The sequence below is a fragment of the Chromohalobacter canadensis genome (assembly GCF_029544075.1).
Classification (GTDB): Bacteria; Pseudomonadota; Gammaproteobacteria; order Pseudomonadales; family Halomonadaceae; genus Chromohalobacter; species Chromohalobacter canadensis_A.
The window spans coordinates 28,893-48,754 of the sequence record NZ_JAJQJH010000015.1 but is presented as its reverse complement, the minus strand read 5'-3'; the positions used below and the strand labels follow the sequence as shown (position 1 = coordinate 48,754).

18 protein-coding genes are annotated in these 19,862 nt (G+C 62.3%); 8 read left to right on the top strand and 10 right to left on the bottom strand.

Features of this window, described 5'->3' with window-relative positions; translation table 11 throughout:
- Positions 1-523: 523 nt before the first annotated feature.
- The gene (locus LUN51_RS15050; protein WP_277811884.1) at positions 524-3,220 is read left to right on the top strand and encodes a nitrate reductase; all 2,697 of its coding nucleotides are present in this window, start codon (positions 524-526) and stop codon (positions 3,218-3,220) included.
- Positions 3,186-4,085, top strand: coding sequence for a uroporphyrinogen-III C-methyltransferase (gene cobA, locus LUN51_RS15045; protein ID WP_277811883.1), 900 nt, complete (start codon positions 3,186-3,188; stop codon positions 4,083-4,085). The genes LUN51_RS15050 and cobA overlap by 35 nt, the downstream gene beginning before the upstream one ends.
- Positions 4,086-4,127: 42 nt before the next feature.
- Here cobA and LUN51_RS17460 read toward each other — a convergent pair whose 3' ends face one another.
- From LUN51_RS17460 to LUN51_RS15035, 3 genes are read right to left on the bottom strand one after another with little or no spacing between them, the layout of a single operon-like run.
- A complete protein-coding gene (locus LUN51_RS17460; RefSeq protein WP_431355584.1) occupies positions 4,128-4,421 on the bottom strand; it encodes a type II toxin-antitoxin system RelE/ParE family toxin in 294 nt (97 codons plus the stop codon).
- A complete protein-coding gene (locus LUN51_RS15040) occupies positions 4,418-4,642 on the bottom strand; it encodes an addiction module protein (protein ID WP_277811882.1) in 225 nt (74 codons plus the stop codon). The genes LUN51_RS17460 and LUN51_RS15040 overlap by 4 nt, the downstream gene beginning before the upstream one ends.
- A 16-nt stretch (positions 4,643-4,658) precedes the next feature.
- Entirely contained in the window at positions 4,659-5,654 is a 996-nt protein-coding gene (locus LUN51_RS15035; RefSeq protein WP_277811881.1) for a LysR substrate-binding domain-containing protein, read from the bottom strand.
- A 97-nt stretch (positions 5,655-5,751) separates the two neighbouring features.
- Here LUN51_RS15035 and LUN51_RS15030 point away from each other — a divergent pair, with 97 nt between their 5' ends.
- Positions 5,752-6,696, top strand: a complete 945-nt coding sequence (locus tag LUN51_RS15030) for a DMT family transporter (RefSeq protein ID WP_277811880.1) — start codon at positions 5,752-5,754, stop codon at positions 6,694-6,696.
- On the opposite strand, the gene LUN51_RS15025 is transcribed toward LUN51_RS15030, so the two are convergent.
- Complete coding sequence (locus LUN51_RS15025) at positions 6,680-7,621, bottom strand: LysR family transcriptional regulator (RefSeq protein ID WP_277811879.1); 942 nt, start codon at positions 7,619-7,621, stop codon at positions 6,680-6,682. The genes LUN51_RS15030 and LUN51_RS15025 overlap by 17 nt on opposite strands.
- A 168-nt stretch (positions 7,622-7,789) precedes the next feature.
- On the opposite strand from LUN51_RS15025, the gene LUN51_RS15020 reads away from it, so the two are divergent.
- Both LUN51_RS15020 and LUN51_RS15015 read left to right on the top strand, forming a co-directional pair.
- Positions 7,790-9,133 carry an aspartate aminotransferase family protein gene (locus LUN51_RS15020; protein ID WP_277811878.1) on the top strand — a complete coding sequence of 448 codons (1,344 nt, stop codon included), beginning with the start codon at positions 7,790-7,792 and terminating at the stop codon, positions 9,131-9,133.
- Between the two features lie 207 nt (positions 9,134-9,340).
- Positions 9,341-10,831 carry a CoA-acylating methylmalonate-semialdehyde dehydrogenase gene (locus tag LUN51_RS15015; RefSeq protein ID WP_277811877.1) on the top strand — a complete coding sequence of 497 codons (1,491 nt, stop codon included), beginning with the start codon at positions 9,341-9,343 and terminating at the stop codon, positions 10,829-10,831.
- A gap of 39 nt (positions 10,832-10,870) precedes the next feature.
- Here the strand turns inward: LUN51_RS15015 and LUN51_RS15010 are convergent, their stop codons facing one another.
- From LUN51_RS15010 to LUN51_RS15000, 3 genes are all read right to left on the bottom strand, one after another.
- Positions 10,871-11,302, bottom strand: a complete 432-nt coding sequence (locus tag LUN51_RS15010) for a GFA family protein (protein ID WP_178999344.1) — start codon at positions 11,300-11,302, stop codon at positions 10,871-10,873.
- A gap of 59 nt (positions 11,303-11,361) precedes the next feature.
- Positions 11,362-12,375: a serine hydrolase domain-containing protein gene (locus LUN51_RS15005; protein WP_277811876.1), complete on the bottom strand. Its 1,014-nt coding sequence runs from the start codon at positions 12,373-12,375 to the stop codon at positions 11,362-11,364.
- A gap of 358 nt (positions 12,376-12,733) precedes the next feature.
- Positions 12,734-13,333 carry a LysE family translocator gene (locus tag LUN51_RS15000; protein ID WP_277811875.1) on the bottom strand — a complete coding sequence of 200 codons (600 nt, stop codon included), beginning with the start codon at positions 13,331-13,333 and terminating at the stop codon, positions 12,734-12,736.
- A gap of 105 nt (positions 13,334-13,438) precedes the next feature.
- Between LUN51_RS15000 and LUN51_RS14995 the strand changes: the two genes are divergently transcribed.
- Positions 13,439-13,882 (top strand): Lrp/AsnC family transcriptional regulator, encoded by a 444-nt coding sequence (locus LUN51_RS14995; RefSeq protein WP_277811874.1) that lies wholly within the window; start codon positions 13,439-13,441, stop codon positions 13,880-13,882.
- Between the two features lie 76 nt (positions 13,883-13,958).
- Here LUN51_RS14995 and LUN51_RS14990 read toward each other — a convergent pair whose 3' ends face one another.
- A complete protein-coding gene (locus LUN51_RS14990; RefSeq protein ID WP_277811873.1) occupies positions 13,959-14,435 on the bottom strand; it encodes a peroxiredoxin in 477 nt (158 codons plus the stop codon).
- Positions 14,436-14,578: 143 nt separating this feature from the next.
- Complete coding sequence (locus LUN51_RS14985) at positions 14,579-15,934, bottom strand: NarK family nitrate/nitrite MFS transporter (protein ID WP_277811872.1); 1,356 nt, start codon at positions 15,932-15,934, stop codon at positions 14,579-14,581.
- A gap of 364 nt (positions 15,935-16,298) precedes the next feature.
- Here LUN51_RS14985 and LUN51_RS14980 point away from each other — a divergent pair, with 364 nt between their 5' ends.
- Both LUN51_RS14980 and LUN51_RS14975 read left to right on the top strand, forming a co-directional pair.
- Entirely contained in the window at positions 16,299-16,877 is a 579-nt protein-coding gene (locus tag LUN51_RS14980) for an ANTAR domain-containing response regulator (RefSeq protein ID WP_277811871.1), read from the top strand.
- A 9-nt stretch (positions 16,878-16,886) separates the two neighbouring features.
- Positions 16,887-18,101: a CmpA/NrtA family ABC transporter substrate-binding protein gene (locus LUN51_RS14975; RefSeq protein ID WP_277811870.1), complete on the top strand. Its 1,215-nt coding sequence runs from the start codon at positions 16,887-16,889 to the stop codon at positions 18,099-18,101.
- Positions 18,102-18,171: 70 nt separating this feature from the next.
- Here the strand turns inward: LUN51_RS14975 and LUN51_RS14970 are convergent, their stop codons facing one another.
- Positions 18,172-19,833, bottom strand: a complete 1,662-nt coding sequence (locus LUN51_RS14970; protein ID WP_277811869.1) for a peptidoglycan DD-metalloendopeptidase family protein — start codon at positions 19,831-19,833, stop codon at positions 18,172-18,174.
- Positions 19,834-19,862 lie beyond the last annotated feature (29 nt).

The window sequence follows — 19,862 nt, the reverse complement described above, 5'->3', positions numbered from 1 at the left end:
AGGCGCCTTTGCCTGAAGAGAATTGTGTTGTCGCGAGCCCTGTGTCGGCTCCGGCCGGCGCGAGACGCATGCCTGTCTCGTGCCCAAGGGGTCGACGTTGACCCGCCTTGTCCGATGTCATGCCAGGGGCGTGCCAGTCACCGGCCAAGGCTTTTTATTCAGCCAGTTACGCAATACCGGTGGGCCCTGATGAGGCAGGAAGGCAGCCGGCGTGAACGATGGCTGTGCGTATGGCGTGCGGGTTGCACCAGGCTGGTGCCTTTGGGTGTGAGTAGGCACGGGACAGCCAGCCAGGTGCCAGTCCAAGTGGTTGTTTAAACGGCATTAGGCCCAAGATGGCGCTGGATTTGCAAACGAGGTATACGTCATCTTTTCGGCCACGGCGCGCCGAAAACGCCAACGGCGGCGAGACGCAATTCATCATTGGCGGGCGGCCTGCACGGTCGCCCTACTAGGCAAAGAGGCCTGATCCTGCTGCGGCGGGGTCGGGCCTCTTGCGTTTGCAGGCGGAGGGCGAGACAGCATGCAGCATCACACGACCTGCCCCTATTGCGGCGTCGGTTGCGGCGTCACGGCAACCATCGAGGACGGCGTCATGACCGGCGTCGAAGGCGATCGGGACCACCCCGCCAACTATGGACGGCTGTGCGTGAAGGGCTCGGCGTTGCATGAAACGCTGGGTGATCACGGACGCTTGCTCGCACCACGCGTGGACGGGCGCGAGGTGAGCTGGGACGATGCGCTCGACCAGGTGGCGACACGCCTGGCGGCGGTGCGCGATGAACATGGCGGTCAGGCGATTGCCGGCTATCTCTCCGGCCAGTTGCTCACCGAGGACTATTACGCCGCCAACAAGCTGTTCAAGGGCTTTCTGGGTTCGCCGCACCTGGATACCAACTCGCGGCTCTGCATGGCGTCCGCAGTGGCGGGCTACAAGCGCGCCTTCGGTGCCGATGCCGTGCCGTGCAATTACGAGGATTTGGAAGAGGCCGAGCTGGTGGTGCTGGTGGGCAGCAACCTGGCCTGGAATCATCCGGTGCTCTTCCAGCGCTTGCGCACCGCCAAGCAGCGCAACCCGTTGATGCGTGTGGTGGTGATCGACCCCCGGGTGACCGACACCTGCGAGATCGCAGATCTCTATCTGCCGCTCAAGCCGGGCAGCGACGTGCGTCTCTTCAATGGCTTGCTGGCTTTCATGGCTGACAAGGACAAGCTGGATGCGGTCTATCTGGAACGCCACACCCAAGGGCTAGACGATGCCTTGGCGGCGGCCCGTGACGAAGAGACGACGCTTGTGGGTATCGCCGACGATTGCGAATTGGACGCCGAGGCCCTGGAAACCTTCTACTACTGGTTCGCCTCGCAATTGCACGTGGTGACGCTGTATTCCCAGGGCGTCAATCAGTCCACCAGCGGCACTGACAAGTGCAACGCCATCATCAATTGCCATCTGGCGGGCGGCAAGCTTGGCCTGCCGGGTGCCGGGCCGTTTTCGATCACCGGCCAACCCAATGCCATGGGTGGGCGCGAGGTGGGAGGCCTAGCGAACCAGCTCGCTGCGCACATGGATTATCACACCCCGGGCGCCCAGGCGCTGGTAACGGAATTTTGGCATGCTCCTCACCTGCCGGAGGGCCCGGGGCTCAAGGCCGTCGAGCTATTCGAGGCCATCGAGCGTGGCGAGATCCAGGCGCTGTGGATCATGGCCACCAACCCCGTGGTCAGCTTGCCGGATGCCGACCAAGCCAAGCGCGCCCTGGCGAAATGTCCCCTGGTGATCGTCTCCGAATGCATGGCGGATACCGATACCCTGGCGTATGCCGACATCGTGCTGCCGGCCAGTGCCTGGGCGGAGAAGGATGGCACCGTGACCAACTCCGAGCGGCGAATCTCGCGCCAGCGCGGCATGTTGCCGCCGCCCGGTGCGGCGCGCCACGACTGGTGGATCATCGCCCAGGTAGCCAAGCATCTGGGGTATGAAGAAGCGTTCGAGTATTGCCACCCTCGCGATATCTTTGTCGAGCACGCGCGACTTTCCGGCTATGGCAACCACGCCGGCGGGATGCCGCGTCTGTTTGATATTTCCGCCCTGGCGGAGTTGGATCACGCCGCCTACGATGCCTTGGCGCCGCTGCAGTGGCCGGTGACGGCCGAGGCGCCGCGTGGCACCGCGCGCTTATTCGAGGATGGATGCTTTGCCACGCCGGATGGACGCGCGCGCCTGATCGCCGTGACGCCGCATGCGCCGCGCCAGGCCGTGAGTGCCGCGCACCCGTTGCGCCTCAACAGCGGACGCGTACGCGATCAATGGCACACCATGACGCGGACGGGCCGTGCCCCGCGCTTGCTCAATCATCGCGCCGAGCCTTACGTCGATCTGCACCCCGATGATGCGAGAGCCGCGGGTGTCGTGGACGGCGCCTTGGCACGGCTTCATAACGCCCACGGCGAGGCCCGTGTGCGGGCGCGCGTGGCGACGGCGCAGCGCCGGGGAGAAGCTTTCATGCCTATCCACTGGAATGCGCAGTTCAGCAATGCCGGGCGTGTAGGCACGCTCTTTGCCGCGCATACCGACCCTGTCTCTGGACAGCCCGAAACCAAACATGGTGCCGTCGCGTTGGCGCCGTTGGCCATCGCCGAGGAAGCGACGCTGCTGGTCGCGAACGATAGTGGCGGGTTGTCCGAACGTGCGTCGCTCGCTTATTGGGCGCGCATGCCACTGCATCATGCCGAGCGCTGGCAACTGGCCAGCGATGCGGGCGCGTCATCGCATGACTGGCCGGCCTGGTGCGCCGAACAGTTCGGAGTGGCGGCGACGCTATGGTGTGAGGACGCGTCTAGTGGGCGCCTGCGCGCCGCAGGGCTTCGCGATGGGCGCCTGGTGTGGTGGCTGATGGTGGGGCCACCCAGCGAATTGCCGGGCTTGGCCTGGCTTGATGCACGCTTCGGCGATATCACGCTGGATGCCGAGCAGCGTCGCCGCGTGTTGGCGGGATGCGCCTCCGGTGAGGCCGATACGGGGCCGGTGGTATGCAGTTGCCATCAGGTCGGTGCTACGTCGATCCGCGAGGCGATTCGCGGTGGCGATACCGATGTCGATGCGTTAGGCGCGCGCTTGGCGTGCGGGACCCAGTGCGGTTCCTGCATCCCCGAACTCAAATCATTGCTCGAAGAGGAGGTGGCGCATGCTGGGACTGATGAAGCGCTGGAAACGGCCTGATACATCTATCGCAAGCGTGAGTGCCTTGCTGGCGAGTTGGTGGCCCGGTACGCGGGAAGATCGCAGCGGGGCTCCGCTCGCACACACACCCGCGGTGGGCCGTGCCACGCGGCCCGGCCATGTCTATCTGGTGGGAGCCGGGGCGGGCAGTGCGGACCTGCTGACCCTGCGTGCCTGGCGCCTTCTTACGCAAGCCGATGCCATCGTCTACGATCGCCTGATCGGCGATGACATCCTGGCGATGATCCCTCCTCAGCGTGAGCGTTACGATGTCGGCAAGGCGCGTGGGTATCACAGTGTGCCGCAGGCCGAGATCGGCGCCTTGCTGACACGGCTGGCGCGCGAAGGCAAGTCGGTGGTGCGGCTCAAGGGCGGCGATCCGGGAATCTTCGGCCGTATGGGCGAAGAGCTCGCCGTGCTGGCCGAGGCGGGGCTGCCCACCGAGATCGTCCCCGGTATTACCGCCGCCTCCGCCACGGCCGCCAGCCTGGGCATGCCGCTCACCGACCGCGCCCACGCACAGCAGCTACGCCTGGTCACCGCCCAGCATTGCCGCGCCGGTGGCGAGCCGGACTGGTCCGCACTGGCGCGCCGCGACGAGACGCTGGTGTTCTACATGGGGCTTTCGAAGGTCACCGAGATCTGCCAAGGGCTACGTGATGCCGGCCTGCCCGATGACTGGCCGATCATGCTCGCCGCCAATGCCTCGCTGCCCGAGCAGCAAACCTTGATCGGCACGCTCGGCGACATGCCCGAAAAGCTTGCCGCCACGCCACTTCCCTCGCCGTGCCTGATCGTCGTGGGCAGCGTGGTGAAGATGGCCGACGTGGTGCCTAGGGCAGCGCGCGTAGCCAAGGAAGTATGAGAGTGGCATGTGATGAGAGTGTGGCGTTATGACGGGCCTTTTTTAAAGCCTACCCAGCCAGTATTGCGGGCGTCGCCGGTCATGGGCGACTGCTAGGATCTGAACGCCGTCCGCGGCTTCGCGATACACGATGGACAGTGGAAATCGGCGGAGGGGCGCTCTACGAATAGCGGGCTCAAGTGCGACTTGCCAAGCGTTTGGTGAGTCGTCAATCAAGTGGGCAAGGGCCTCGAATTCGATTATCAAGGCTTCCCCTAATCCTGGGATCTTGGACTCGTAGTAACCAATGGCCTCCAGAAATTCGGCTTCTGCCGCTGGGTGAAACGAATAACTCATCGGATCAGGGCGCGTGCCTTCCTCATGACGTCGTCACTGGATACTCTCTGAACCGAGCCACTATCCAGCTCTTCTGCCCGGCATCGGGCTTCGAGCAGCCAGTCCGAGCGAAGCTCTTCTTCCGAAGGAGACTCCAAGCTCAGGACCAATCGCTGTACCAGTCGTGCGCGTTCCTCTTTGGGCAAATGGAGCGCCTCGTCCTCGATTTTTTGGAGGTCCATGGGAACTTCCTTTCTGTTACGTATTCCAGAATTTTGGCATGGGAAACCGACAAGTGCCATGTCCCCGGTGTCGAGTCTCTAACCGATCCCCCTGAAACCTGGCCGCTTCACCGAGCAACCAGTCGATGAAGCGTTGGATCGCGGGCGGGGCTTGGCCGGTGGCGGGGAGGATCAGGTCGTAGGTGAACGGCGAATCGATTACGTGGCGATCACCGAAGGGCCGTACCAATACGCCGCTGGCGAGGCGGTCGGCGACGATGGCAGGGTTGGCGAGCATCACGCCGCGCCCGGCGATCGCTTGGTCGAGGGCCAGACCGTAAAGGGAATACCGCTGCTGGATCGGTAGTGTCTTGCCGGGTAGCCCGGCGGCGTCGAACCAGTCGCGCCAGCCGGGGAAGTCGACGTTTTGTCGCGACTGCCAGACCACCTCGAGCAATGGATGGACGAGCAGGTCGGCAGGCGTGTCGATAGAGGAGCGTTCCAGCAGAGCGGGAGAGCAGACGGGGAACAGCGAGTCTTCGAAGAGCCGCTTGCTCCTGACGCCGGGCCAGGGGCCGCGTCCGTAGCGCAGGGCGAGCCGTGCGCCGTCGCCGTGCCATATTGGGTCGCTCAGGTCCTGGTCTGCGTCCAGGGAGATCTCGACGTGGCTTTCCAGCGCCTCGAAGTCTGCCAGGCGTGGGAGTAGCCAGAATTGAGTGAATGAGGGCGGGGCGCTGAGAGTCAGCGTGGTAGCCGCATGGGCGCGCTCATGAACGGCTTGTACGCCGTTGGCGATGCGCGCCAGACCGGCATCCACATCCTCGGCCAGCAGGTGGCCGGCATCGGTGACGTGCACGCCGTTGGCATGACGCTCGAAAAGCGCCACGCCCAACCGTTCTTCGAGTTGCTTGATTTGTCGGCTGACCGCGCCGGGAGTCACAGACAAACGCTCCGCTGCGGTCTTGAAGCTGCCAGCTCGTGCTGCTTCCGAGAAGGCACGCAGTGCGTTGAGGGGCAGTCGTTCTATCTTCATGAGTTGAGTTTTCCTGAGCCTGAGGCTGCAGATTAATCGTTTGGATTGCAGCGCGGCAAATGCTCCACTGAGTCTCGATTCAACAAAGGGTGGAAGCATGAAGGAATCTTCCTTGGAGACTGTCGCGGCAAGGCCGGATGTGGCGTCGCCGCGATTGCGACGCGGCCTGGATATGCCTGCCGGCATCGCGATGACCGGGTTTTGTCTGGTGCTGGGGTTGCAGCAGGTGGCCATCAAGGCCGTGGCCGACGATATCACGCCCTTGAGCCAGGTCGCGTTGCGCTCGTTGCTGGCGGGGTTGCTGGTGCTGGTCGTCGCGCGCATTCAGGGCATCGGCCTGGCGGCGTTTCGCGGTCGGCTGGGTGCAGGCATTCTCGTCGGCCTGGGCTTTGCGGGGGAGTTCGGTTTCGTCGCCTGGGGGCTCAACTACACCCTGGCATCGCACATGTCGGTGTTTCTGTACACGGCGCCGGTGTTCGCCGCCCTGGGACTGCATCTGTGGGTGCCGGGCGAACAGCTGGCGCGGCACCAATGGTGGGGGATCGGCGTGGCATTCGCGGGCATGCTGGTCGCCATGGCGCCCTCGGCCGCACCCGGGGCGCCGGCCGGCGACATTCTCCTGGGCGACGCCCTGGGATTGCTGGCGGGACTGTCATGGGCCGCCACCACGCTGGTGGTGCGCCGTTCCTCGCTTTCCGAGGCGCCCCCCGTGCAAACGCTGACGTACCAACTCCTGACGGCGGGCGCGCTGTTGTTGCCCATCACCCTATGGCTGGGCGATTGGCAGCAGGCCACGCCCAGCGGCATGGCCGTGGCCAGCATGACCTTCCAGACGCTGGTCATATCGTTCGGTGCCCTGCTGTTGTGGTTCGCTCTGCTGCGCCGTTACTGGGCCTCGCAACTGGGCGTGTTGTCGTTCTTGTCACCGATCTTCGGGGTGCTTTTTGGCGCTGTGCTGCTGGACGAGCCCTTGTCCTGGAATTTCGTGCTTGGCGGCGCGGCGATTCTGCTGGGGATCGTGCTGGTCAGTCGCCAGACGTGATGGCAGAGGCCTGGGTCAGGCGTCCCAGCTCCTCGAGGTAGCTTTCCACGACCAGGTTGGGGGGCGCGCCCTTGCGGGTGATGGCGCTGTAGTGGGTCAGGTAATGCCAGCGCTCGGGATTCAAGGCACGCATGCGGCCGTCGCGCACCCAGCGTTCGGCATAGTGGGTCGGCAAGTAGCCGATATAGCGGCCGGACAGGATCAAGAAGGCGATGCCTTCGCGGTCGGTCGCCGAGGCGGCGGCCTTGAGCGGAGCATGGCACGCCTTGACCTCCGGCGTCTGTGCGTAGGCGGGCACCACGGCATCATGTACCGCGAGCCGCTCCTCGTCCACGTCTTCGACGTCGAAGAGCGGGTGATCGGCGGCGCAGTAGAGCCGCGACGCTTCCTCGTAGAGCGGCAGATACGCAAGCCCCGGCAATGTCTTGAGCGCCGGGATCACGCCGGTATGCAAGCGGCCGTCCAGCACGCCCAGCTCGATGTCGCTGGGCGGAATCATGCGGATATTGATGCGCACCTCGGGCCCCCGCGCCTTGAGCGCGCTGAGGGCATCGGTGATATACATCTCGGGCATGGTCACCAGGTTATCGGTGATGCCGATGCTGAGCTCGCCCTTGAGACGGGCATGCAAGCCATTGACGCGGGTTCGGAATCCCGCCACGGCCATCTGCAGCTGGAGGGTGGCATCGTAGACCTCCGCGCCCTCGTCGGTGAGGGCGAAGCCGCCGCGTCCTCGCTGGCAGAGCCGCAGGCCGAGCCGTGTCTCCAGGTCGTTCATCGCCATGCTGATCGCCGCACGGCTGATGTTGAGTTCCACTTCGGCGGCGGAGAACCCGCCGCACTCCACGACCTTGCGGTAGATCCTCAGCAGGCGCAGATCGGCATCGCTCGGCTGCCCCATCAGGGTCTCGCTGCGGGAAGGCATGGCGGGATTCCTCATCTCGACGGCGGACACCTGCGAGGATAGCCCTGCCGGCCCGTAAAGTTAACCAGTGACTTGAATGAGATTCAGTATTTCTGGATTTAACTTATCCGCCGCCCCGCCTAGATTTTCGGTAGCACCATTCATCACCGCCTATCGGCAGGAGAAGACATGTCGGATCGCGAGTTTCCCCCCATGGCGGGTTTGAGCCCGGAGCAGCTGGACGCCTACTGGATGCCGTATACCGGCAATCGGCAATTCAAGCGCGATCCACGCCTCATCGTGGGCGCCAAGGGCAGCTATCTTACCGATGCCCAGGGTCGCCAAGTCTTCGATGCGCTCTCGGGGCTGTGGACCTGCGGTGCGGGGCATTGCCGCCCCGAAATCACCGAGGCGGTCAGTCGCCAACTCGGCGAGCTGGATTACTCGCCGGCCTTCCAGTACGGCCACCCCAAGGCCTTCGAGCTGGCGCATCGCCTGCGGGAATTGACGCCCCAGGGGCTCGATCACGTGTTTTTCACCGGCTCAGGCTCGGAGAGTGCCGATACCTCGCTGAAGATAGCGCGTGCTTACTGGCGCAAGAAGGGCAAGCCAAGCAAGACCAAGCTGATCGGGCGTGCCAAGGGGTATCACGGCGTCAACTTCGGCGGTTTCAGCCTGGGCGGCATCGGCGCCAATCGCACCATGTTTGGCCAGGGCGTGGATGCCGATCACCTGCCGCACACGCTACTCCCGGAGAACGCCTTCACCCAGGGCATGCCTGAGCGGGGGGCCGAGCGCGCCGATGAGTTGCTGGAGCTGATCGCGCTGCATGATGCCTCCAACATCGCGGCGGTGATCGTCGAGCCGCTGGCCGGTTCCGCCGGGGTGATTCCGCCGCCCAAAGGCTATCTCAAGCGCCTGCGAGAGATCTGCGACCAGCACGACATCCTGCTAATCTTTGACGAGGTCATCACCGGCTTCGGGCGCATGGGATCGATGACGGGGGCCGAGGAGTTCGGCGTGGTGCCGGATCTGCTCAATGTCGCCAAGCAGTTGACCAATGGGGCGGTACCCATGGGAGCAGTGGTCGTGCAAGGCGAGATCTATCGGACCTTCATGGAGCAGGGCGGCCCCGATTACATGCTCGAGCTGCCCCACGGCTATACCTATTCGGGACACCCGGTGGCTTGTGCCGCCGCCTTGGCCGCACTGGATGTGCTCGAGAACGACCGCCTGATCGAGCGAGTCAAGGAAATGGCGCCGACCTTCGAAAATGCGCTGCATTCTCTCAAGGGGACGCGCTACATCAGCGACATCCGCAATTATGGTCTCGCCGGCGCCCTGCAGATCGAACCGTATCCCGGCGAGCCGGGGCGGCGTCCTTTCGAGATCGCCATGAAGTGCTGGGAAAAGGGCTACTACGTTCGCTATGGCGGCGACACCATCCAGCTCGGCCTGCCGTTCATCGTCGAGCGCGAGGAGATCGATCGCCTTGTCAATGTGCTGGGCGACGCCATCGGCGAACTGGAATGAACGGTCGTGATGCAAGGCGAGGGGTACCGGGGACGGGGCAAAGAGGAGGTCTTTTGCCATGGATGGCAAAAGTAGCCCCCATGGAAGGGTTAACGGCGCCTCCTCGCAGTCCCGTCCCCGGAGCAGCCCCGAGTACTCCGCCAGTGCCGACCACATGAATGGGCTGAAGAGCTCAAGCCATATAACACTCCCTCAGAGAGGCAGCATATGACCACACTCGGCCATCTGATCAACGGCTCACGCGTCGCCGGAGAAGGACGCACCCAGGACATCTTCAATCCCTCCACCGGTGAGGTCGGCGGCCAGGTGAGCCTGGCCAGCAAGGCCACCGTCGAGGACGCCATCGCCGCCGCCCAGGCCGCCTATCCGGCCTGGCGCGATACGCCGCCCGCCAAGCGGGCGCGGGTGATGTTCAACTTCAAGCAGTTGCTGGAGCAGAACGCCGACGAGATCGCCCGACTGATCGGCCAGGAGCACGGCAAGATCGTCCATGACGCCAAGGGCGAGCTGCAGCGCGGCATCGAGAACGTGGAATATGCCTGCGGCGTGCCGGAACTGCTCAAGGGCGAGCATAGCAAGAACACCGGGCCCGGCATCGACTCCTGGAGCGAATTCCAGCCGCTGGGCGTGGTGGCCGGCATCACGCCGTTCAACTTCCCGGCCATGGTGCCGCTGTGGATGTATCCCATGGCCATCGCCTGCGGTAACACCTTCGTGCTCAAACCCTCCGAGCGTGACCCGACGTCGGCGCTCTACATCGCCGAACTAGCCCTTGAAGCAGGCCTGCCCGCCGGCGTGCTCAATGTGGTCAACGGCGACAAGGAGGCTGTCGATACCCTGCTCGACGACGACCGTGTGAAGGCCGTGAGCTTCGTCGGTTCCACGCCGATCGCCGAAACCATCTACCAACGTGCCAGTGCCAACGGCAAGCGTTGCCAGGCCCTCGGCGGCGCCAAGAACCACGCCATCGTGATGCCCGACGCCGACATGGACAACGTGGTCAATTCCCTGAACGGGGCTGCCTTCGGCTCCTCGGGGGAACGTTGCATGGCGCTGTCGGTGGCGGTGGCCGTGGGCGACGAGACCGCCGACGCATTGATCGCCAAGATGCAGACGCAGATGAAGACCCTGAAGGTCGGGCCCTTCCATGACGCCGACAACGACTTCGGCCCGGTGATCACCAAGGCCCATCAGGAAAAGGTCTGCGGCCACATCGACAGCGCCGAGCAGCAGGGCGCCGATATCGTGGTCGACGGTCGCGGTGCCCAGGTGGCGGGGCACGAGCACGGCTTTTATGTTGGCGGTACCCTGATCGATCGCGTCACGCCCGACATGACCTGCTATCTCGAGGAGATTTTCGGGCCGGTGCTGCTGGTGGTGCGTGTCGGCACAATGGAAGAGGCCATGCGGCTGATCGACGATCACGAATATGGCAACGGCACCTGCATCTACACCCGTGACGGCGAGGCGGCGCGTTACTTCAGCGATCATATCCAGGTGGGCATGGTCGGCATCAACGTGCCGTTGCCGGTGCCGGTTTCCTATCACAGCTTCGGCGGCTGGAAGCGCTCGCTGTTCGGCGACCTGGCCGCCTACGGGCCGGACGCCGTGCGCTTTTACACCAAGCGCAAGACCGTGACCCAGCGCTGGCCGTCGGCCGGCGTCCGCGAGGGCGCGCAGTTCTCCTTCCCTTCCTGACGCTCGATGGCCCCGTTTCAGACGGGGCCATCGCTTTCCCTAGCTTTCAGCGCTTCCTTCGAATTGCGCGAAGACCTCATCGCCGGTCAGGCGGGGAGTGTCGTTGGCGAAATCGTAGAAGCTCGGCTTTTCATCGATGAATATCTGTTGGTCGATGGTCCAGGGTTCGCCGGCATCCAGCAGGCCCACGGGAAAGGCGTAGTGCTGGCCATTGGCGAGACGGTAGAAGAGGTGCGTGCCGCACTGTCGGCAGAAGCCGCGTTCGGCCCAGTCCGAGGAAGCGTAAACGCTGACGCTTTCCTCGCCCTCGAGGGTCATGGGCGCGTCGCTTTCGACGGCGAACATCGGGCCGCCGCCCCAGGTCTGACACATGCGACAGTGGCAAATGCTCACGGCGTGGCTGGCAAGTGAAACGCGAAGGCTGACGGCGCCGCACAGGCAGGTGCCTTGGCTCTCTTGGGATGCTGACATGGTGGGCTCCTTCGAGTGAGAGATAATAAAGACCGGCAATGTCGTCAGGAATGGGGGAGTCAGTCAATGGCCTCGATGGCATCGGCGACCACCGCCTTGACGCGATTCAAGTAATCGCTGCCGTTGGAGGGTGGCGTGGGGTCGCTGGTCATGACAAGGGTGGCGTCATGCTCCGGCACCACGAAAAGCAATTGCCCACCATATCCCCAGCCATAATAGACCGGCGTATCGGCAAGCTGGGTGATGAACCACCCGTAGCCGTAGTCGTCCTGATTGAAGTGCGAGCGGGTACGCGGCTGCCAGGAACGCGCGATCCACGAGGCGGGAAGCACACGTTCACCGTCGTACATGCCTTTTTGACGATATAGCTCGCCGATCTTCAACAAGGCGCGTGGCGTAAGCCCCATTTCGTTCCCTCCGAAATAGATGCCTTGCGGGTCACGCGTCCAAGGCGGTATCTCGATCCCCAGTGGCGACCCCAGCCATTCGCGCATCAACGAGAGCGTATCGCGGCCACTGGCGTCGGTCAGCGCGGCCGACAGCAGATGGCTGTTGCCGGTCGAATACAGCATACGACCGCCGGGATCGGCGACGAAGGGGCGCGACAAGGCATTGCCGACCCAGTCGTCGCTGGCCACCCAGCCACCGTAGTTGGCGCCGGAGGTGCGCTCGAGTCCGGCCTGCATCGACAGAAGGTGGCCGACCTCGATGTCCTGGACACGAGGATCGGCGTCACGAGGCACTCGGCCATCCAGCAGCTCGGTGATCGGTTGGTCGACGCCCTGGATGACGTCACGTGCGATAGCGGCGCCCACCAAAGCCGAGATGAGTGTCTTGGAGAGCGACTTGATGTTGGTGATGTCGTCGGGGGAGTGGCCGCGCCAGCCACGTTCGAGGAGCGTGTCGCCGTCGACGGCCATCAGTAGCGTATGCGTACGCGGCAAGTCGCCGATGCGTTGTGCGGCTTGCTCGAGTGCCGGGCGATCGGTGGCCGCCATTGCGGGTAGTGCCATGCCGGCGAGCGTGATGGTCAGGAGCGATAAGCGCCAGGAGCAACGTCGTAAGGGCAACATGCGGTACGCATTCCATTGCAGGGAAAGGATGAGTGTGGCTGATGGCGGGAGAGATGCCCAAGAGATGACACGCAAAAAAAAGTCCCCAAGAAGGGGACTAGGGGAGCACGCCAGCTCACTCGGTTCATCGCTGTCATCAACGACGTTGAAAAAGGGGAAGAAGGCGCCGGATTCGATGGTTGGCGTTCTTCGTGCCTTACAGATAGCGAAGTGCGTGCCATGTTTAATAAAAACAATGCAAAGCAATGACTTAGAAATTCAGGGCGTCGATGTAGAATGCCGCAATGGCGGTGTTGCGGGGAATGATGCGCCAAGACGGAGAATTTCATGGGATTGGCGCACCATGAGTGAGCAGCAATTATCCGCCGATGCCCAACACCGGATAGAGCGAGGCTACGAGTAATGCGGCCATGGCGATATTGAACGCGCGGCGACGCCGGGCGCTTGAGAGCCACTGGCGAACAACCGTGCCCAGCCAGGCCCAAATGGAAATCGCCGGGAAGCAGACCAGGGCGAAGGCAGCCGCCACCAGCATGATGGACAGTAGCGAGCGGTCGGGCGCGTAAAGCGTGATCGCCGACAGGCCCATCGCCCAGGCCTTGGGATTCACCCACTGAAAGGCCGCGGCTTGCCAGAAGGTCATTGGTTGACCACCGGCCGCTGTGTCTTTCAGCGGCGCGGCCGTGGCGACTTTCCAGGCCAGCCAGAGCAGATAACCGATGGAGATGAGTTCCAGAACGTTACGCAGGAGGGGGAAAGCGTCAAACAGCGCCATCAGCCCGATACCAGCCATCAAGGTCAATACGGTCAAGCCACCGACGATGCCGATCATGTGCGGCACTGTTCTGCGAAACCCGAAGTTGGCACCGGAAGCCATGAGCATGAGGTTGTTGGGCCCCGGGGTCGCGGTGGTGACCAGCGCGAAGCCCAGCAGCGCGGCGAGTGTGGGGAAATTCATGGACGATTCTCTCTTTGCACGTGGCATGAAATTTTAAGAGAATCGTGACGCAATATTGGCCCTTATATCGTCGTTTTTGCGCGTTTTATGCAATGAAGGGATGAAATGGATGCTGTAGACCGCAGGATATTGCAAGAGCTCACGCAGGATGGTCGTATCAGCAACGTGCAACTGGCCGAGCGTGTCGCATTATCGCCTTCGGCATGCCTGCGTCGTGTCCAGGAGCTTGAGCGTACGGGCGTGATCCGCGGCTATCGAGCGGTGACTGATCCCCAGCGCATGGGGCGCGGGTTCGTGGCCTATGTCACGGTGGGACTGTCATCGCACACCAAGGCCGCTCAGGAAACCTTCGAGCGTGCCATGTATGTCGCCTCAGACGTGGTCGAATGTCACAACATCGCCGGCACGTTCGAGTATCTCTTGCGAGTCGAAAGTCAGGACCTGGCAAGCTACAAACGCTTTCACACCGAAATGCTGGGGACGCAGCGCCATGTCAGTGCGATCACGACGCATATCGTGATGAGTTCACCGAAAGACGAGCGGCGTTAATCGGTCGGCCGGTGCCCGATGCACCGGCCGAGGAAGGAAGCAGTAGCGAGCATCGGCAGGACGCCGATGCATAGCCTTATAGATTGGCGAGGATGGTTTCGGCGCTGCTCTTCTCGACGCCCTTCTCATCGACGCCTAAGTAGCTCACCACGCCATCGTCGACGATCATGGCGTAACGCTGGCTACGTGTCCCCATGCCGGCGCCGCTAGCATCCTTCTCCATGCCGATGGCGCGAGTGAAGTCGGCATGCCCGTCGGCGAGCATGGTAATCGCCTGGGCGTTTTGATCCTGCTGCCAGGCGCCGAGCACGAAAGCGTCGTTGACGGCCAGGCAGGCGATGGCGTCCACCCCCTTGGCGAGAATGTCGTCGGCGTTGATCACGAAGCCCGGCATGTGGGTGTTGGAGCATCCCGGCGTAAAGGCGCCGGGCACTGCGAACAGCACCACACGCTTGCCAGCGAAGAATTCGCCGGTATCGAAGTCTTCCGGGCCATTGGCGCCATTGGTCTTGAGGGTGACGCTGGGTAGCTTGTCGCCTTGCGCGATGGTCATAGTGAACTCCTTTAGGTGATCGGTCCTGATCATTCACAGTGCGCTATCCATGCTGGGCGCCGCAACCCCTCGATGAAACAGCGGGGCGACTCTTGAGGGCAAGAGCCACCGACGAGCGATGGCTTCCCGGTGTGCATGCGTATTCAGCGTGCGGCAATAGCATCGACGGGGGTTGCGTTGCCTGCTGCGGCGTCACGGTAGGCGGCGTCTTCTGCGGCAAGAACCTGCGGCGAGAAGCGGACGAGCAGGGTGCAAAAGGAGGCGAGTATCACCGCAACGCCGAGGAAGAAAAGGCCTTGCTGATAAGAAAGCGATTCGCTGCGGAACAGAAAACCGGCACCGACGGCGCCCGCGTTGCCACCGGCTCCCACGATACCGGCGACAGCGCCGAGGGCTTTCTTGTTGATGAAGGGCACGACCCCGAAGGTGGCACCTTCGGCCATTTGAGTGAACAGGCTAAAGACCAGCATGATGCCGATGGCGAGCGCCAGCGTCTGCATCTGGGCGAAGCCCATCAGGGCGATCCCTTCACAGAGCATGGCGATGAACAGCCAGCGCACGCGCCCCTTGAGACCCCCATGGCGGGCGAAAAGATCAGAGAAGATACCGCCAAGAGTGCGGGCGAACAGGTTCATTAATCCAAATAGCCCGGCGATGAGTCCGGCGGTCGCCAGGTCGAGCTCGAAGTTATCGAAGAAGTAAATGGCGGCAATGTTGTTGATGGTCAGCTCGACGCCGAAGCAGGCCGCGTAAACGATGAACAGTGCCCAGACACGTACGTCCTTCATGGCGGCGCCAAAGCTCTGCGCCATGCCGTGTTCTTTCTCGGCATAAGGGAGTTCTCCGCGCGCCCGCAGTGCGTCGAAGTTGCCGTTCGGTGCGTCCTGCGTGAAGAAGTAGTAGGCGATACCGGTCGCGAACAGGACGATGCCTGGCACAACCATGGCCAGACGCCAGCCGAGCGCCTCATTGACACCGAGCATCAGGATACCGGCGAAGACCAAGGGCATGAGAATTTGCGTGGTGCCGCCACCCAGGTTGCCCCAGCCCGCCGTGGTCGCATTAGCGGTTCCGACCACGTTGGGCCCAAACATCACCGAGGTATGGTACTGAGTGATGACGAACGAGGCGCCGATTGCACCTATCGCCAGGCGTGCCAGCAGGAAGGTCTCGAAGCTGTCGGCGAAGCCGATCAGCATCACAGGCAGCGAGCCGAGGCATAGCAGCCAGGTGTAGGCCTTGCGTGGCCCGATCTTGTCGCAGAGTAGGCCGATTATCAGGCGGACCAGTACAGTGATGGCGACGGAGGCGATGATGGTGTTGCCGATCTGGGTCTTGGTTAGCCCGAGATCGTCACGTATCACCGCCATCAGCGGGGCGATGCCGAACCAGCCGAAGAAGCAGACGTGAAATGCGAACCACGACATGTGGAAGACGCGCATCTGCGGTGACTTGAGGCTGAAAAGCCGTATCTTGTTGGCTTTGTTGCGGATTTCCATGACTCATCCTCTAGCGTTGGAGTAGCGGAGATCGAACGCGACGTTGGCGACCTTCGGTGTGAAGGGCCGGGTCCTGAAGTTCGACGCACTCGTACTCACTTGGCGAGCCTGGTCCACGTCTGGCTGACTTATAAAAAGCAAAAGGTATGCCAATGGATAAGGGCGGTGATGAATGCCCCGGTTTATCGGTCCAAAGCGGCTCATTGGCATGCTTTTGGTGCGTCTTGAGGCGCTACCGCACCGCTGTGATGCGTTGATGGCGCACTTCTGCTGTGCAGAGTCCGTGTGGCATGGGCTGCCGCAGGGCATTACCTGGCATGTAACCTGCATTACAAAGAGACAAGCACCCAGGGGAGGAGAGCGCATGACCGTGAAGGTGCTGATCGTGGATGCGCGACCGGAACGTTCGCGGGCGCTGGAACAAGCGCTGCACGAAGCGGGCTTCGACGTGGTGACACGTGCCGATGAGCATGACGACCTCTATGCCATCATGACGAGCGTCAAGCCGGATGCGGTAATCATCGATGCGGCGCTACCGAGTCGCGATACCTTGGAGCACATGGGCCAACTAGGCCGTCGCTTCCCCAAGCCGATGATCATGCTCGCCGAGGAAGAAACGCCGGATTTGACGCGCGAAGCGACGAGTGCAGGCGTCAGCGCCTACGTAGTCGAAGACGTACAGCCGGCGCTGGTGCGTTCGATGGTCAACGTGGCGATCGCCAGCTTCGAGTCGCATCGAGCCTTGAAGGGGGAGTTGACCAAAACGCAAACCACGCTCTCGCAGCGGCGCACTATTGAGCGCGCCAAGAGCCAATTGATGGAAACGCACGCGTTCAGCGAAGACGCTGCTTATCAGTGGCTACGCAAGCACGCCATGAATCGTCGGTTGACCATTCACGAGGTGGCTCAGGCCGTCCTGGCCAGCGATGACGACGAGTCGTAGGAGACAATGATGAACGAGCCCCAAACGCCTCGAGACGAGTGGCCCTTGCCCGAGCGCGATACGCTGACCCTGGGCATGTTGCCGCTCAACGATGCTGCGCCACTGGTGGTGGCGCGAGAACGCGGCTTCTTCGCGACGCATGGGCTGGATGTGACGCTGCAAGTCGAGTCGTCGTGGGCCGGCTTGCGCGATGGTATGCAGCTCGGGCTCCTCGATGGTGCGCAGATGCTGCCCTTGATGCCGTTGGCCTCGACGTTGGGACTCGATGGACGCCCTACGCCGATGCTTTCGGCGCTGACGCTGAACCTCGGGGGGAATGCCATCACCGTGTCCAATGCGCTGTATGCCAGCATGCAGGCAGCCGATCCCGAAGCCATGTCGCAGGCACCGGTTTCCGCTCGCGCACTGGTGGCGGTGGTGCGTCAACGGCGCGCCGCTGGCGAGCCGGCGTTGCGTTTCGCTAGCGTGTATCCCTTTTCCTCACACCGCTATCAGCTGCGCTATTGGCTGGCGGAAGGGGGTGTCGACCCTGATCGTGATCTCGAATTGCGCGTGGTGCCACCGCCCTTGGTGGCGGAGCAACTCAAGGCCGGTTGGCTGGATGGCTACTGTGTCGGCGAACCCTGGAATACGCTCGCAGCACGTCGTGAAAGTGGTCGCGTGCTGCTTGGTAGTCACGACATTTGGCAGCATGGACAGGAAAAAGTCTTCGCGGTACGCGAGGCATGGGCCGATGCCTATCCGGCAACGCACCGCGCGGTGCTACGAGCGTTACTCGAGGCTTGCGCCTGGTTGGATATCCCGTCGCAGCGTGTCGAGGCGGCTCGCTTGATGTGCGAAAAGGGCTACCTGGATGTGTCCCCCACCGTGGTGGAGGAAAGCATGGCGGGGGAAGGTGCGCCGGCGACGCATGGCATGAGTGTGTTTCATCATCATGCCGCGAACTTCCCTTGGCGGTCTCATCTACGTTGGTACGCTGAACAGATGCGGCGTTGGCAGCACTTGGATGTCGCCGCGCCAGTGCTCGAGGACTGCCTGACACGTTGCGTGCGGCCGGATCTTTTCCGCGAAGCGGCCGATGACCTTGGCTTCAATTATCCGCTTGTCGATGTTAAAAGCGAAGGCGAACATGCGTCGCAATGGGCACTGGAAGGGCGTCATGGAGACATAGCCATGGGGGGTGATCAGCTGTTGGGTGGCGGACGTTTTTCGGGCCGAGGCTAAAGAGGCCCAAACGCAAATCGCCCCACCGGAAGGGGGGGCGATTTGTGAGAGGCTCCCGACTAGACGTTCCCTAGCCTTCGTCGCCCGATGTCTCGTCAAGCCGTACGCTGGCGATGGCCGGAACATCGCTGTCGCTTTCCAGCTTGGCGAGCAATGGCTTGGACTCTTTCTTGAACGCCGCCAGTTGCTTGCCTTCCAGGCTTTGGTTCTCTGGAAGCTTGACGCGCATGGCGTCCACGGAACGGTTATTGACCATGACTTCGTAATGCAAGTGCGGGCCTGTACTACCTCCGGTATTGCCGGACAAAGCGATTTCTTGGCCCATCTCGACACGCTCACCTTCAGAGACGAGGCGCTTGGAGAGATGCATGTAGCGCGTCTTGTAGCCATTGTCGTGGCGAATGACGAGGTAGTTGCCGGCTCCATTGGCCTGATAGGCGGATTTCACGACGCGACCGGCTGCTGGCGAGTCGACGGCAGTGCCGGTACGCATGGCGAAGTCCGTACCCCGGTGCGGGCTGATGCGCCCGGTTATCGGGTGCTTGCGCCGCAGGTTGAACGGCGAGCTTATGCGATAGTGCCCCTCGAATGGGTACCGGTTGAAGGCTGGGTCGAGGCTTTGGCCATCGGGAGTATAAAACTGGTCGTCGGCACTATTGCGTACGACGGTCAGGTTCATACGGTCGCCTTGGTACTGGGCGGCGAGAATGCGCGAGTCGACGCTTTCGCCTTCCAGCATGTCGGATTCGACGAGCACCTGAAAATGATCGCCGGCACGCGTATTGCGGCGGAAATCCAGCTTCTTCGAGAGTAAGCTCGTTAGTTGAGCTACCTCGGAGCGGGAAAGCCCCGTGGATTCTGCCGAAAGGGTGAAGCTTCCGTTGACCGTGCCGGCAAAAAGACGTTGAGACGGTTCGGTGGCCTTGAGGATATTGGATACGTCAAAATCGTCTTGAAGAGACTCACGCTCGATCAAGTAACCTTCACGCGCATCTTTCATGATACGCAACGCGAGCAGGTCGCCGTCCTGGTCGAGTTTGTAATCGAATGAGCGCCCAACACGCCAGCGGGTCAGAGCACTTTTGTCGGGGAGGCTATCCAGAATGTGCATGACATCGCTGTAACCCAGACCCAGAGTACGCTCCGCCGTTACAGCGAACGTGTCGCCTTTCTGTACCGTATAAGTTTCCCATTCCGGCACGAATTCCTGCTGTGAGGCAATCTCACGCTCAAGATCCGGACTGCCATCCTCATCGTGCAATTCCGTCGGGTCGATGGAAAAGTCTTCGTAGGATGTTCCACCCAAGGCATTATCTTCGAGCTCTCCATCGGAGAGAAGCTTAGGTAACTGAATGGCCGCGTGAAGGGCCTCGGCGGCGAGGTAAGGAGGAGCTTCTTGAGCCTCGAAAGCGGGTGCCTCGGATACAGTGTCATCAGCCGCGTGCGTCTTGTCGATGAAGTCGACATCGACGATTTCCTGGGTCTTGAGCTCACTTAGCGGTATATCGCGAGTGGTGACGGTCTCGAGGGTGTCGAGAGCATTACTCGCAAGCGAAGGAGACGACGAACGAGAAACGTCGACGTCTTGAGTGATCTGGTGAGTGGCTGAATTGCCACCGTTGCCGTCGATGACGGTAACGATTTTGTGCGCGCCCAGCACGGTCACCATAGTGGCGACCGGTAATAAAATCAGTTTATGTGTGCGGGGCAGCGAATGAAGAATCCGCAACATGGTAAGTAGAAGCCGTATACGTGAACGTT